This window comes from Gymnodinialimonas sp. JB5-7, from assembly GCF_055693405.1.
Genome location: NZ_JBVFUX010000012.1, coordinates 2,523,829 through 2,537,596, shown reverse-complemented (window position 1 = coordinate 2,537,596; position 13,768 = coordinate 2,523,829). Strand labels below are relative to the sequence as shown.

Genomic DNA, 13,768 nt, shown 5'->3' with positions numbered 1-13,768 from the left:
TCTTGGCGCATGGTGCGGCTCAAAACCGCTACAACGGAATTGAGCTTGCGCGCCGACCCATCATCCACCTCCGATGAACTGAACGCATTCCGCCGTAACAACGCGTGGATCTTGCGTTCCGTTTTGCTGTTCAGCCTGTTCGTGAACGTTCTGATGCTGACCGGTCCGCTCTACATGCTGCAGGTCTATGAACGGGTTTTGGGTGCAGGCAGCGAAGAAACCCTGCTTGCGCTGAGCCTTCTTGTTGCCTTCCTGTTCGCCGTGATGGGCATCCTCGATTTCGCGCGGGCGCGCATAGCGGCGCGATATGGCGCACGATTGCAGGCGGCGTTCGATGCCCGCGTCTTCCGGGCAGCGCTGGCGCGGGCGCAGCGCACAGGGCAGGCACAAACAGCCTTGTCCGATTTGGCCGCCGTTCAACGGCTCACCTCATCGCCGGTCTTCATGGCCGTGTTCGACCTGCCCTTTGCGCCGCTTTTCATTCTGGCACTCTTCAGTTTCCATCCGTGGCTTGGCTGGATGGCGCTGATCGGCATGGCGGTCCTGATCGGGATCACAATTCTGAACCGCCAGACAACGAAAGAGCCTTTGTCAAACGCCGCCGCCAGCGGTCACGCCGCCGACCTTTTAGCGGGTGAGATGCAATCACAGGCAGAAACCATTCGCGCGCTTGGCATGCGCGAGGCCGCCTTTTCACGCTGGCATCGCCAAAGGCAAAAAGCTCTCACCATCGCGATGCGCGCGGCGGACGGCGTCGGGGGATATGCCACGCTGTCCAAGACGCTGCGCTTGTTCCTTCAATCGGCGATCCTTGGCTTGGCGGCGCTTCTTGTACTGCGCGGGGAACTGCGGGCGGGTGCGATGATAGCCGGTGCCGTTTTGCTCGGGCGTGCATTGGCGCCCATCGATTTGGCCATCGGACAATGGACGATGATCGCGGAGGCGTTGCGTGGGTGGGCCCGACTGAATGACCTGTTGAGCCGCGAACAAGAGCCGAAGGCGCGTCTGCCCTTGCCCCGCCCCGCCGCCGCGCTGGAGGTCTCAAGCCTCTCGATTGTGCCGCCCGGCGCAACAAAGCCAACACTCCGCGGCGTGTCGTTCCGCGTTGAACCCGGAGAGGCCGTTGGCGTGATCGGCCCCTCTGGTGCGGGGAAATCGAGCCTGGCGCGCGCCCTGGCAGGCGTTTGGACCCCTTCGGCCGGGTCCGTTCGCCTCGACCGCGCAACGCTGGATCAATACGACCCAGACAGTCTCGGCCGGTTGATTGGATACCTTCCGCAAAGCGTGACACTCTTTGAAGGTTCGATCGCCGACAACATCGGTCGCCTTGATTCCGAACCTGATGCCGCAGCGATCACAGCTGCCGCAAAGTCCGCTGACGCGGACACGATGATCCGCGCCTTGCCGCAAGGCTATGACACACAAATCACCGGCCCGGGCGCCCGCCTGTCGGGCGGCCAGATTCAGAGGATTGGGTTGGCAAGAGCCCTCTATGGGGACCCAGTCCTTTTGGTATTGGATGAGCCGAACTCGGCCTTGGATCACAATGGCTCAGACGCGCTGAACAGAGCGGTGGAAGCCATGAAAGCCCGGGGTCTTGGCGTCGTCATCATGGCGCACCGCCCCGCTGCCATACAGCATTGCGATAAGCTGTTGGCGCTCAAGGACGGGGTGGCAATCGCCTTCGGCCCCCGCGACGAGGTGCTGGCAAGAGTGCTCCAGAATGCAGGAAACGTACGGCTTGTGGCTGAAAACCAGACCAAAGGTGCGCTTGCATGACTGAGGCAGTGGAAAGCTGGTCTGTGGCCCGCCCCCTGTGGTTGGGTGCCCTCGGTTTGGCGCTTCTGTTGGGCGGCTTCGGGGCATGGTCGGTGATGGCGACCCTATCTGGCGCGGTCATTGCGCCGGGCCAGATAGTCGTCGATCAGAACCGACAATCCATCCAGCATCCGGAGGGCGGGCGCGTCGTTGAGTTATTGATCGAGGAGGGCGACCACGTGCAGGCCGCCGACCTCCTCATGCGGCTCGACGCGTCGGACCTCGTCACTGAATTGAACGTGGCTCGCACCAATCTGGCCGAGCTCCAGGCCCGCCGCGCACGGTTAGAGGCCGAACGCGATGGTGCCGACGCGATCTCCGTCCCTGCCGAGCTGCGTCTTCGCGCCGAGGAGGACCCTGAGGTTGAAGACCTCCTCTCCGGACAGCAAAATCTGTTTGCGATCCGCACCGAAGCGCTTGCACGGGAAATCGCACAGCAGCGCGGCCGGGTGACCCAAATCAATGCACAGATCCAGGCGCTGCAGGCGCAACGCGATGCCCTAGTCGCCCAAATTGAGCTCGTCACGGCCGAACTCACAAGGCGGCAGGATTTGCTGGCGCGTGGGGCTGGCACACAGGACCCGGTGATGCGTCTGCAGCAGGAATTGGTTCAACTGCAAGGTGCCATCGGCGAAGTTGCCGCAAATGAAGCCGAAGCCGCAGAACGGGTCATCGAAGGCGAATTGGCGGTTCTTCAGCTCGAAACAGAGCGGCGCGAACGCGCGATCACCGAACTGAGAGAGGTCCGCGTGGCGGAGCAGGAGTTGCTTGAACGCATTGATGGCTTGTCACAGCGTATCACCAGACTCGACCTTCGCGCGCCTGTCTCGGGTCGTATCCATGGCCTCACGATTTTCGGGGAAGGCGCCGTCCTGCGCCCGGCGGACCCATTTGCATATCTTGTCCCCGATGGACGGCCTTTTGTGATCTCGGCGCGCGTTCCGGCCGTTCACGTCGACCAGGTCCTGACCGGCCAGGAGGTCCGGCTGGTATTTCCATCGTTCAACCAGATCGAACTGCCGGAGATAACCGGCCATGTCAGCCTGATCTCTGCCGATGCGTTTTTCGACGACACAACAGGCAATCGTTTTTACCAGACGGAAATCACCCTGCCCGACGACCAAATCGCCCTTTTGGGGGATCGGAGCCTCGTGCCGGGCATGCCTGTGGATGCTTTCATCCTGACCGAAGCCCGAAGTCCTCTGGCCTATTTGCTGGAGCCCTTTCTGGCTTATTTCAATCACGCCATGCGCGAGAGCTGACTGGCTGGCGCGCCCTGCCCCCGCTATGGTTTTGAAAAACCAGCCGCCGCTGCGGGAGCACGCCAATGTACATCGAACCGTTCAAGGTCGAAATCTGGATGAATGAGTGGGAGACCCGCTGCACCTACAACCTTGCAGAAACCTGTGTCGCCAGCATCACCATAGACGAATTGTTGCGCATGTCCGGCCGCAATGACGCCGATCTATCTGAATTGCTTTCCATGAAAATGACCTACGGGGCAATTGAAGGCTCGGACCGGCTGCGCACTGCAATTTCGGATCTCTATACCGATGCAACGGTCGACCGCATCACAGTCACCCACGGCACGATCGCGGCCAATATGCTGGTCCACAAGGCTTTGGTCTCGCGCGGCGATCGGGTCGTCTCGATCATCCCGACCTACCAGCAACATCATTCGATACCCGCCAGCATTGGCGCTGATGTGCAAACGCTGGCGCTGCGGGAGGAAAATGGCTTTCTGCCGGACCTGGAGGAATTGCGGGCGTTGGTCATGCCCGGCACCAAGTTGATTGCGTTGACCAACCCCAACAACCCGACAGGCGCCCTGATAGATCGCCCCATGCTCGAAGCGATTGCAGGCATTGCTAGGGATGTCGGAGCCTACGTTCTGTGCGACGAAGTCTATCGCGGCACCGAGCAAAGCGGCGACCGCATGGGCCCTTCCATCGTGGACCTGTACGAAAAGGGCATCGCAACGGCGAGTGTCTCAAAGGCCTTTTCGCTCGCAGGGCTTCGCGTGGGCTGGATCGTCGCCCCAACAGACGTGACTGAACAGGTTCTGCTTCACCGGGATCACGACACAATTTCAGTTGGCATGATCAACGACCATTTTGCAGCCATGGCATTGGAAAATAACGCCAAACTGCTTGCGCGCAGTCGCGCGATCACGCGCGAAAATCTCGGGATCCTCGAAGATTGGATTGCAACGCAGCCCCGGGTCAGCTGGGTGAAACCGCTGGCGGGCACAACTGCAATGCTGAAGCTCGATATCCCCGTTTCGTCGCGTACTTTCTGCGTCGATCTTGTGCAGGATACTGGCGTGATGCTGACACCCGGGGATGCCTTCGACATGGAGGGTTACGCGCGCATCGGCTTTGCCAATGACCCAAAAATCCTCCGGGCGGGGTTGGAAAAACTCGGCCAATATCTGGGGGATCACTTTCCATCAGGGTGAGCATCCCGGTTTGTGATGGGGGCGTCGGGCATGTGCGCGCTAGGCCGACCTTCCAGCTGCAAGGAAAGCGGTTTGGGATTGAGCCATCTTGACGGCCTGAAAAGAGAGTTTCAGTCGCTACACCTTAAGCGAAAGTCACCTCATGGCGCGCGGTCTTGAGGTCGATGCAGCTGACCTGCGAGGCGCCCCTTAGCACAAGCACGCGAGAACAAGACGTTTCTGACGCAACCTTCAAACCGATTGATATCAATAGGTTGGCGAGGAAAGTGGTGCCCGGGGGCGGAATCGAACCACCGACACGAGGATTTTCAAACCGAAGCTTATTGAAGTTGCCCAAAAGCTTAGGATCGGAAAATCTGTCAAACCCACCACGGCGCATCAAACACTTAGCGGCGAATTGTCAAACCTTTGCCCCGAGGCGATCCAGTGAGCTGGCGCGTGGCGAATGCTTGTGCCGAGCGGAAGTTCGGGAGCGCCACACGCAAGCAGATCATCATGTTTCTCGCGGACAAGGCCTCGGATGATGGCTCAGGCATCTGGTGTTCCAAGGGGACGATCCAACGGCACACGGAGTCTGGGGGAGACGACAGTCAAGCGGACGATCCGCGACTTCCTGAAGGAAGGCATTTTGGTCGAGACTGGTGCACGGGGGTGCAAGAACGGATTTACGGTCGTTTACCGGATCGACCTTGCCAGGATCGAGGCGCTGGAACTGACCGCCGAGCCCGAGATCGAGACGGGGGCCACTGTGGACCCCGTCCAGACTGGGCCCGGAACGGGGGCCATAGTGGCCGGGGTACCGGGGCTACCACGGCCCCCAAACCACCCTAAAACCATCCATAAACCTCCTACGCGCGAGCGCGTGGCGGAAGTGGATGAAGAGGCTGAGAAGATCTCTGGCCGCCTATCCGCCTGACCGTTTGCGTGGGGAGGCGGAGTGCCTCAATCGGATCAAGGAGGCCTTGGACGCCGGGACAGAGCCCGAGGACCTGTTACAGGCCGTGAAGGCCTACGCGACAGAGAGCGCGGGCTTCACCCGATCCAAGGTCTGTTTCTCGGACAACTGGTTCAAGTCTGGGAGATGGCGCGCCTACGTCGAGGACATCGCCAAGAGCCGAGAAGCGGCGAAGGCCAAGGAAGCCGAGATGCTTGCAGGTCTGGCGGGTTGGGTCACAGACCAGCATCCGCTTTGCCGACACATCACTCCCGGCCAGATCGATGCGCTCCTGGCCGCAGAGCTTGTGACGAAGGCGCAAATCCAAGCGGCGGGCCTCAGATCATGAGTGCCAACGATCCCACCGAAGCGCAAACAGCAAGGCGACCCATGTCATACGGCTGCGCCGATGACACGGGACCTTGCGAGGGGCGGCACGCCTCCCCTTCGAACCCCACCGGCGCGGGCAAAGCCCCCACCAAGAAAGCTGCCAAAGAGCCGCTGGCCGAGACCTTCGTCTTCCGCTGCACCGCGTCCGAGAAGGCGCAGCTGCGCGCCAAGGCTGAGGCCGCTGGCCTGCCTGCCTCGATGCTTCTGCGCGAGGCGCTCGGCCTGACCGAGGCGCGCCGCCGCAAGCCCGTTCCGCGTGTCGATCCAGCGCTTGTGCTGGCGGTTGGGCGCATCGGCGGCAACCTCAACCAGATCGCCCGCTGGCTGAACCACGCCATGAAGTTCGGGCGCACCGATCTCGACACGCTGACCGTTGCCCGCCGCCTTGTGGTGATCGAACGCCAGGCTCGCCGCGCTCCTCGATGAGGCGCGACGGTGCTGATCAGAGTTCTTCCCCAATGGCAAAGGCGCGGGCGCGGGGCCGGTCGGTTACCTCTTGGCAGAGCGCGTGCTGGCCTATGACGGCAATCGCGACCTGATCCGCGATGCCGACGGCCAGCCCAAGACCGTCACCCGCGACCCACTGCCCGAGGTCATGCGCGGCAACCCTGAGCGCACCGAGGCCCTGATCGGCGCCAGCCGCCACCAATGGGCCTACCGTGCGGGCGTGATCAGCTTTGCCGACAGCGACTCCCCGACCGAGGACCAGCAGGTGGAAGTCATGGACCAGTTCGAGCGGCTGGCCTTCGCGGGGCTGGACCCTGAGCAATATGAGGTGCTCTGGGTCCGCCATCGCCACGAAGGCCGGGTCGAGCTTCACTTCTGCACACCGCGCCTGGAGGCGACGACGGGCAAGAGCCTCAACATCGCTCCACCGGGCTATCAGGACGCCTATGACAGCCTGCGTGACGTGATGAACCAGCGCCACGGCTGGGCCGATCCGATGGATGTGGAACGCGCGCAGGAGGTTCGTGACACCGTCGAGGCCCCGACCCGCGCCCAAGGCCGGGACGAAGCCTGCACGCGTGGATACAGGACCAGATCGACCTCGGCCTGATCACCGACCGCGCGTCCATGCTCGACGCCCTCACCGACGCAGGCTTCGACCTGCCGCGCACCGGCAAGGCCTACATCACCGCCCGCGACCCGGACACAGGCGAACGTTGGCGGCTGAAAGGAGAGATTTTCCATGAAGACTGGCAAGCCGACCCGGTTGAGCGAGAAGTTGAACGCGGAGCTCGACGAGATCAGACAGGAACACGTCGCCTCGATCTCGTCCCGGCCTGGGGAGCTTCAGGATCGATTTGAAGAACATTGTGGGCGCCGCGCAGCATACCATCGCGAGCGATACGCGCCGCTTTCAGACCGAGACCGCGAGCTTGTTCGAGACGCGGCTGAGATCGATCCGCCTTTGGCTGACGATCTCGCCCTGGCTGATCGCGGCGATGGTGCTGACGGGCATCGCCTCGATGATGGCCGCGAGCTTCTTCTGGACGGTGCACCTGACACGCTCGGAGGCTGACGGAACTGGGCCTGACACGGATCGAGCGGCCCGAGGGGACATGGCTGATCCTGGACCCATCGAAGACACGGCTCAGGACCTGCACGATGGGCGAACGACACGTGACCTGCATTCGGATCGAGGAGGACTAAATGACCCAACTGACAGCCTTGGAACGCGATTTGCTCGCCTGCGTCGAGCGGTTGGTGACGGCCTCAGAAGCCTCCGCGAAGGACTTGACCGCCTTGGAGACACGCTCGACCGGCAGGATCGAGAAGGAGTTGGCTGGCTTGAAAGACTGCGTGACCTTTCTCATTCGTTCACAAGCCGCATCCATGAAGGCCTTGAACGGATTGCTGAACGACGAGGCGAGCTACAAAACGCTGAACGAGAGCTTGCAGCAGAGCTTGACCTTAGCGAGGGCCGCCGCCGAGAGATTGAGGGACAGCTAGATAGCCAGGAGGCCCATGCGGAGCGGGGGTGAGGCATTGAATGGATTATTCCGCGGCGGATTCATTTGGATAAGCCGCGTAACCAAGGCCTATTCGAGATACGCTAGACCCAACCCGTTGAATGAAGTTGAGAGCATATTCGTATCTGAGCTTTGCCACCAAAGTGAGATCTTCTTCTGGCAATTCAATCGTGGTATCGCCCAATCGTGGCAAAATTACCGTGCATTTGCCGTCAGTGATCAAGCCTTGGTTCTTTGCCACAAAAGTTCGCCAGGTAACTTTCTGCGTGGCCGGTTTTGTCTCATCAGCAGTCGACCGTAGCCCCAGACAAAGGACTTCTTTAGTTTTCGGGTCTTCTATGAAGCAATAGGAGCCACTGTTGATGTGGTCGCTGTCCATATCATCCGCTTTGATCGGAACGAGGCGCATAGCAGTAAAGGGGCGAAGGCTTCGGCCATCTCCGCCGAAGGCGATTGTGTTTTGGCCGGGCTGGAGATCACATGCGGGGGTGGCGCAAATCCACCAGTCCCCATTAGCCTGCTTTAGTATATGCCCGCTGTCCGACACTGGGCATCGCTTGCCTTTTGCGGAAGTGTTGAAACGTAGCTGTTATATTGATTCACTGCATCGCGTTTGACGCCGTCATCTTTCAAATCGACGCCATAATGGGATGCAAAGGCGTCGCCAGCGGCTTCATCAGCCTGGACGATTTTCTCACCAAAACTCACAAGCTCATCCTCGATGAGGAAAGCTATCGCTTCGGATTGACGAGCAACATGCTCTTTCAGCTTAAACTCGCGGGACAGCTTTGCTTGTTCTGGAAGAATTCCGTCTCTCGCTGGCTCCCGGATGCCATCATAGAATTGGGCAAACACTCTCGCCTTAGCTAGTGATTTGTCCTCTGCCGCAACGCCAATGCTGTTAAGTGCATAACGATACCTAGCAGAGAGCAGCCTGGACGGTGTTGGCTGCCAGTCTTCCAACGCATGCTGAAGCTCTTTCAACAGGTCACCGGGTCCCTTCTTAACAAATGCGACGAAACCCTTTGCCGTACGCAGCCACTTTCGGTCTTCACTTGCATTCCAAGCTCAACCCATCGACGGTGACATCGTTGAACTCCTTGAGCCGCCGCTTTTCACTTTCACGTATTGCCCAATGTAGGAATGAGCGCAGTTGCCCGCCCTTCAAACCAATCTCAGCCCCCCAACCGTGCAAAGCGGCAAGCGGACCTTTCCCCTGCATGAACTCACCAAAAACTTCGCGAGAAGACCGTTTTGGGTTTCTGATTGCCAAGTATAGATCGTCAGGGAAAAATTCACTCAGCTTGGAACGATCGAAAGTACCCTCGTCTTCGAGTTGATCGAGCTTTTCATCTAGTCCCGCTAGCTCTTGCTGAACTTTCGCGTCAAACAGCGACGTGCAATTCTGCATCAATGAAACAAGGCACTCCGTCATCACTTTCTCTAGGTCATTTTCTCCAGTATGCAGAAGAACTAGATTAAAGTGCTTGTTCGCGAGCACCATGCGTAGAATTTCTCTTGCTTTCGTGCCACCTAATCCACCGGCCTCGCCTTCCAGATTATAGTCCAAGACAAGCAGGTCTGACTGGTGAAGGTGACTGGCTAGTTCAGACGCACTCTCTTGAGGGGTTGTGCCTGACACCACTTCGGCAGGCGTAGGGGCCAGAGCATCATGTATGTCAATGACAAACCCTGGCTTCTGGTCTCTGAACTCTTTGATTATCGCTAATGGCTCGCTCGGGTTTTTCTTAACCCAGTCCTTGCCAACTGAACGCTCCTCCAAGGCATTGTTTTGAGCGTCGCCTACCATCTTCGAGTTAAGGATTTCTTCCCAAGTCGGATACTGATCATCCACTATTAGGACTGACCGCAATGGTTCAATGAATGCTTCGTGGATCAAGCTTGAAAAAGTGGCCGCTTCAGTCAAAGCGTACTCCTTTGAAATCGATTAAGAAATTTGCGCCACTAAGAACTTGTTGCTTGGGCTCATTCAAGTGCCGAATGGAGTGGCCACCTGCCATCAAGTTTACGCGGCATAGATAGAGACCAATCCCACGCCCGCCGCTCGATTTGCGTGTGAAGAACATCTTGAAAAGGCTCTCTTGATCCAACGGATCAATACCCGGCCCATTGTCGGAAACAATAACCTTTCCATCGTCAGCCGAGAGGAACACTTCCGGATGCTCAACATGTGAATTTACCAACCAATAAACACTGTTGTTCACCAGATTGACAAAGACTGGCAGAATTCTGGAAGGTTGCTCCTCCCAGAGAGGGACTTGAAGCCCTCAGACGCGTGAATTTTGATCCCTCGGCTTTCTGAAACAACCCCAAAAAAGCGCTTCAGATAATCTATGATTTCTTGGCCTGTTAGAGTTCGCCTAGTGCGCGAACCCGACACTTTGAGCGGCGAGAGGAAGTCGAGTTGTTGACTGAGCGCCTCAAACCCTTCTTCAACTAAGTGAGTTCCAGGTATTTCTCCAGCTTGCCTTGATTTGTCGAATGCCTTCCCGGACCATGCGCTCATTGCTACTGAATTCATGCCCCAAAATTTCGACCGTTACGCCCAACTGTGCTACCTGATTTAACTGATTAAGGTCGTCGCGCAGGGCCGCGTTATCCGCTATCCCTTGTCTTGCGATGAGCCTCAATGTTGATGTTCTCACTCATGACCTCGAGCGTGTCCAAGTAAGATTGGAAGGTGTCTTCGTTCTCTGTGTCCAGCTTCGCCTGCGACAATTTCATTTGTTCGAGCGCTTCGTCTAAACCAAGGCGCTTCAATCGAACTTGCTCCACAAGTGGCATTGCCAGCGAATGAAAGATTTTGTTGCGCTCGTCGAAGAGAGCGTTCACACGATCTCGTTCTGAACCTTGCAGACTCGTCTATTGATTTGCGCCAACTTCTAAGTCGCGATTGAAGCCGGCTCGCATGACTGTTCAAGTTCGCTTTTGCGCAAGCTCTTCAGGCTTTGCAGGATTAATTTTCGCAATAGCCGCCGCTCGCTTGTCCTCTAACAGTTTGAGACGTTCCTGCATTTCGGCAAACAAAGCTCTGAAACGTCGATAGTCCTCTTCTGCCGACCCAAGCCTAGATGGAGCTCCCGATAACCTAAGATCGCTCAAGCGCTCGCTCAACCTATCAATTGTTGCTTGTGCATCCTCAAGCTGTTGTTGGCTCTCAATCGATGTTTCCGTCACAACCTGGCTTGTGCTCTCATACAAGTCCATGAGAGCCGGCAAGGCCTTCTTTAGCCGGCCACGAAACTTCTGAGCGTTCTTCTTCGCAAGCTCTCGCCGCTCGGCCTCAGCTTTTTCAGCAAGGTTTCTCGCTTGTATCTCTGGTAATATCTCCTTGCGTAGGCTTGAGTTGCTCCCGAAATATTCATAGGCCGCACGCTTGAGAATATTCATTACAAAGCTCGCAGTGCTTTCGCACTGCGGTTGTCGATAAACCCTTCTCGGCCAGCCTTGTCTCGAAGGTTTGGGTTCTTTTCTCTAGAAATCGCCACCCGACCAAACATCCGGCGTGCGTTCCAGTATTCCCGGCCAGCGTTGATGCTGCGATTGGTTTCGATTTCAAAGAAATCATTGTCGGTGCGACCGTAAGGTAGCACCCTGAGGCCATTTCGAAACAGCAGGAATCCACCATGTTGATCTGCAAGCAACCCGAACCGAGCCCAGTCCGCATCGGACAAATTCGAGTTGGTTCTGGTCCGTTCATATGTTGCAACGTGAATGCTAAATGGTCCCACATAAGTTGTAGGACCCTTAGGCGGCTTGAAGTCTGTCGGTGGGTAGATGACATAGTCGGAACCGAGTTTGCGCCATTCCCCAAAGACTTTCACCTGCCCTCGAAAGACGCCATCAGCATCAACATTTCCCGATAGGACATGCTCTAGTTCTTCGGTAACGGCCCGGTTTATGACATCTCGCTCGTCCTCGACGACGGGCTTTGCGATTTCACCAACCCAAGTTTTCACCTCATAGGTAAAATCAGGGTCGAAAGCATTGTGTTCATTGGAATCTGGATCAACATAAGGGTCGGTAAAGGCAGACAACGTCGAGAAGAAGGCCTCTCTTATTTTGTCAACATTTCCATCAGGCTCGATCGAAGGCAACTGAGGTTCAAGATCGTAGTTGATCTCAGAGACGATAAGTGCAGTTCCGTGCTCCTTTTCACCTTTCCAAACCGACCAAGGTTCAAAATGCTTATCTTCGAATACCGCGTTGATGATCGTACCGGCTATTCGGTTGGATGGAGCCTCAATTTCTGGATCGGACTCCTGCATAACCCGGTCATATGTTTCCCAAGCAACCTTCAAGCGCTTTGCTCGCTCAGGCTCAGCAGGCGACCCCCATAGGTTGTCTGTAAGGCTATCAAACAGCCCAGGAAGCAATTGACCAAGTTCGCTCTTTTTTCGAACCGTGTTACTGGAATTTGAATGTCTGACAGGACCAAGTACGGGTTCTCAAAGATCCTCCAATCTAGAAGCGCTGCGACAAAGCTCTCGCCTTTCCGTTTGCTTACAACCAGCAGCAAAGGCCCAAGATTGGCTGAAGACAAACGCCCGATGCCTTTCTGTCCCTGTTTCGAGCGTTTTTTTAGGCCGTCCCTGTCTTTCTCGTCAGACACCTCTTTCTCAAATTTCGAGTCGGTGCCAATCACTAGCCACCGGTCGAGAAACTCTTCGTAGCTCATTCCGTGGCCATCATCGAAGATAGCTGCCACAGGTTCAGCGTCATCAAATATATGGAGACTTACGTTCCGAGCATATGCATCATAGGCATTCTTCCACAACTCCGAAACAGCGGTGGGGCAATCCGCAATCTGCTCTCGCCCCAAATGGTCGACTGTCCGTGCTTGGGTTCTGAATGCTTGTGTTTCGATCATTAAAATTCGTTTCTCTGAGTTCGGCTCGAAATCTGTTCCTGCAACACCCAGCCTTCTTGAATCGCTCACAATCAGATTTTTCATGATTTCACTGGTCAGAACTCTGCCCAGTTCGATGGGTACGGCGTTGCCAATTTGACGCCCTGCGGCAGTCAGGCCGCCTTCAAACACAAAGTGATCAGGAAACGTTTGGATTCTCGCGGCCTGCCTTACGGTAATTCCATGATGCTCAGTTGGATGGACAAATCGGCCCTTCGACGGGTTGATGCACGCGGTAGTCATCGTGGGCGCAGGTTTGCTAGGATCTATTCGACCGTAGACGTCCTTATGACCATCATGGCCCTTGTGACATGCTAGCAGCCTCCCAGAGTCTTTTCTGCTACCACCATTAATGGGTGTGTTTTTGAAGGCTTGGATAAGCTCGGCCCCATGGTTCATGTGTATGTTGTTTGTATCGTTTTCAGACGTCGGATCGAACACGTGCCTACAAGATACCCAAGGCTCAGAACTATCGATCACTTTTTCCGGATCGCAGTGCGTTTGCCGTGGCGGCCAAGAAAATTCTTGTGGGACATTCACATCGCATCGAACACCCAGCACGAAAACGCGTTTTCTCCTTTGTGGCACACCGAAATCACGCGCATCGAGGACAATTGGCTGACGCACATCATAGCCAGCCCTTGCGCCTTCGGCATAAAACTTGTCCAGGTAAGGCCTGTGACGGTCCCACAAAATACCAGGAACGTTCTCCATTAGGAAAACTTTAGGCTTTAGTGCTTTGACGAAATCAAAGTATGCAAGAACTAGCTCATTGCGTGGGTCGTTTACTCCAGCATTCAGAATTCTGTGTGTAGAAAATCCCTGACACGGAGGACCGCCCAGCACCAAATCGCATGATCGATCTTGGAAGTGAAAGTCCGCAACTTCTGTGGGATCGTACTCAAGTATACTGCCGTCGAGTACAACAGGATTGGTCACGCCGGACTCATTAAAAATATTCCGTTTATACGTTTGAACAGCGAATTTATCGTTCTCGACAGCGAACTTAACCTCGAAACCTGATCTGATCGCGCCAAGAGAGAACCCACCCGCGCCAGCGAACAAGTCGACGGCCGTTGGCCGTGATCCCATTTGGTTACTATCGAACATTCTCGCCTGTTTTTTAGTGATTTAAAGCATGAAATGGTCTGTGACACCAAGTGCCTTGTTTCTCAATCAGCCTGACTGCAACAACGCGCTCTCGAGACGCCGCTTCGTTAGATGGATTGTAACGAAAGAACCGATCAAGATTGGCACCAACAACC

18 protein-coding genes are annotated in these 13,768 nt (G+C 56.5%); 9 read left to right on the top strand and 9 right to left on the bottom strand.

Translation table 11 applies throughout. The features are described from left to right. Positions 1-9 precede the first annotated feature (9 nt). The 9 genes from ACZ1HK_RS21690 to ACZ1HK_RS21650 all read left to right on the top strand — a co-directional run bounded on the left by ACZ1HK_RS21690 (position 10) and on the right by ACZ1HK_RS21650 (position 7,585). Entirely contained in the window at positions 10-1,779 is a 1,770-nt protein-coding gene (locus ACZ1HK_RS21690; protein ID WP_472630435.1) for a type I secretion system permease/ATPase, read from the top strand. Further along, positions 1,776-3,080: an HlyD family type I secretion periplasmic adaptor subunit gene (locus ACZ1HK_RS21685; RefSeq protein ID WP_472630434.1), complete on the top strand. Its 1,305-nt coding sequence runs from the start codon at positions 1,776-1,778 to the stop codon at positions 3,078-3,080. The genes ACZ1HK_RS21690 and ACZ1HK_RS21685 overlap by 4 nt, the downstream gene beginning before the upstream one ends. A 65-nt stretch (positions 3,081-3,145) precedes the next feature. Then, positions 3,146-4,276 (top strand): aminotransferase, encoded by a 1,131-nt coding sequence (locus ACZ1HK_RS21680; RefSeq protein ID WP_472630433.1) that lies wholly within the window; start codon positions 3,146-3,148, stop codon positions 4,274-4,276. A 520-nt stretch (positions 4,277-4,796) separates the two neighbouring features. Then, positions 4,797-5,192, top strand: a complete 396-nt coding sequence (locus ACZ1HK_RS21675) for a hypothetical protein (RefSeq protein WP_472630432.1) — start codon at positions 4,797-4,799, stop codon at positions 5,190-5,192. Further along, on the top strand, positions 5,152-5,559 hold the full coding sequence (locus ACZ1HK_RS21670; protein WP_472630431.1) for a hypothetical protein: 408 nt from the start codon (positions 5,152-5,154) through the stop codon (positions 5,557-5,559). The genes ACZ1HK_RS21675 and ACZ1HK_RS21670 overlap by 41 nt, the downstream gene beginning before the upstream one ends. Next, positions 5,556-6,026: a plasmid mobilization protein gene (locus tag ACZ1HK_RS21665; protein ID WP_472630430.1), complete on the top strand. Its 471-nt coding sequence runs from the start codon at positions 5,556-5,558 to the stop codon at positions 6,024-6,026. The genes ACZ1HK_RS21670 and ACZ1HK_RS21665 overlap by 4 nt, the downstream gene beginning before the upstream one ends. A gap of 70 nt (positions 6,027-6,096) precedes the next feature. After that, positions 6,097-6,657 (top strand): relaxase/mobilization nuclease domain-containing protein, encoded by a 561-nt coding sequence (locus tag ACZ1HK_RS21660; RefSeq protein ID WP_472630429.1) that lies wholly within the window; start codon positions 6,097-6,099, stop codon positions 6,655-6,657. A gap of 17 nt (positions 6,658-6,674) precedes the next feature. Beyond that, positions 6,675-6,908 (top strand): hypothetical protein, encoded by a 234-nt coding sequence (locus ACZ1HK_RS21655; protein WP_472630428.1) that lies wholly within the window; start codon positions 6,675-6,677, stop codon positions 6,906-6,908. Beyond that, positions 6,905-7,585: a hypothetical protein gene (locus ACZ1HK_RS21650; RefSeq protein ID WP_472630427.1), complete on the top strand. Its 681-nt coding sequence runs from the start codon at positions 6,905-6,907 to the stop codon at positions 7,583-7,585. Before ACZ1HK_RS21655 ends, ACZ1HK_RS21650 begins: the two co-directional genes overlap by 4 nt. A gap of 13 nt (positions 7,586-7,598) precedes the next feature. Here ACZ1HK_RS21650 and ACZ1HK_RS21645 read toward each other — a convergent pair whose 3' ends face one another. From ACZ1HK_RS21645 to dcm, 9 genes are all read right to left on the bottom strand, one after another. After that, a complete protein-coding gene (locus ACZ1HK_RS21645; protein WP_472630426.1) occupies positions 7,599-7,952 on the bottom strand; it encodes a hypothetical protein in 354 nt (117 codons plus the stop codon). Between the two features lie 143 nt (positions 7,953-8,095). Beyond that, a complete protein-coding gene (locus tag ACZ1HK_RS21640; RefSeq protein ID WP_472630425.1) occupies positions 8,096-8,557 on the bottom strand; it encodes a hypothetical protein in 462 nt (153 codons plus the stop codon). Between the two features lie 67 nt (positions 8,558-8,624). Further along, positions 8,625-9,500, bottom strand: a complete 876-nt coding sequence (locus ACZ1HK_RS21635; RefSeq protein WP_472630424.1) for a response regulator receiver domain — start codon at positions 9,498-9,500, stop codon at positions 8,625-8,627. After that, positions 9,493-9,819 carry an ATP-binding protein gene (locus ACZ1HK_RS21630; RefSeq protein ID WP_472630912.1) on the bottom strand — a complete coding sequence of 109 codons (327 nt, stop codon included), beginning with the start codon at positions 9,817-9,819 and terminating at the stop codon, positions 9,493-9,495. Before ACZ1HK_RS21630 ends, ACZ1HK_RS21635 begins: the two co-directional genes overlap by 8 nt. A 207-nt stretch (positions 9,820-10,026) precedes the next feature. Continuing rightward, the gene (locus ACZ1HK_RS21625) at positions 10,027-10,239 is read right to left on the bottom strand and encodes a hypothetical protein (RefSeq protein ID WP_472630423.1); all 213 of its coding nucleotides are present in this window, start codon (positions 10,237-10,239) and stop codon (positions 10,027-10,029) included. After that, complete coding sequence (locus ACZ1HK_RS21620) at positions 10,190-10,426, bottom strand: hypothetical protein (protein ID WP_472630935.1); 237 nt, start codon at positions 10,424-10,426, stop codon at positions 10,190-10,192. The genes ACZ1HK_RS21625 and ACZ1HK_RS21620 overlap by 50 nt, the downstream gene beginning before the upstream one ends. Positions 10,427-10,510: 84 nt before the next feature. Continuing rightward, on the bottom strand, positions 10,511-10,984 hold the full coding sequence (locus tag ACZ1HK_RS21615) for a hypothetical protein (RefSeq protein WP_472630422.1): 474 nt from the start codon (positions 10,982-10,984) through the stop codon (positions 10,511-10,513). Further along, positions 10,984-11,862, bottom strand: a complete 879-nt coding sequence (locus ACZ1HK_RS21610; RefSeq protein WP_472630421.1) for a hypothetical protein — start codon at positions 11,860-11,862, stop codon at positions 10,984-10,986. Before ACZ1HK_RS21610 ends, ACZ1HK_RS21615 begins: the two co-directional genes overlap by 1 nt. A gap of 29 nt (positions 11,863-11,891) precedes the next feature. After that, positions 11,892-13,613, bottom strand: a complete 1,722-nt coding sequence (dcm, locus tag ACZ1HK_RS21605) for a DNA (cytosine-5-)-methyltransferase (RefSeq protein ID WP_472630420.1) — start codon at positions 13,611-13,613, stop codon at positions 11,892-11,894. Positions 13,614-13,768: the final 155 nt, after the last annotated feature.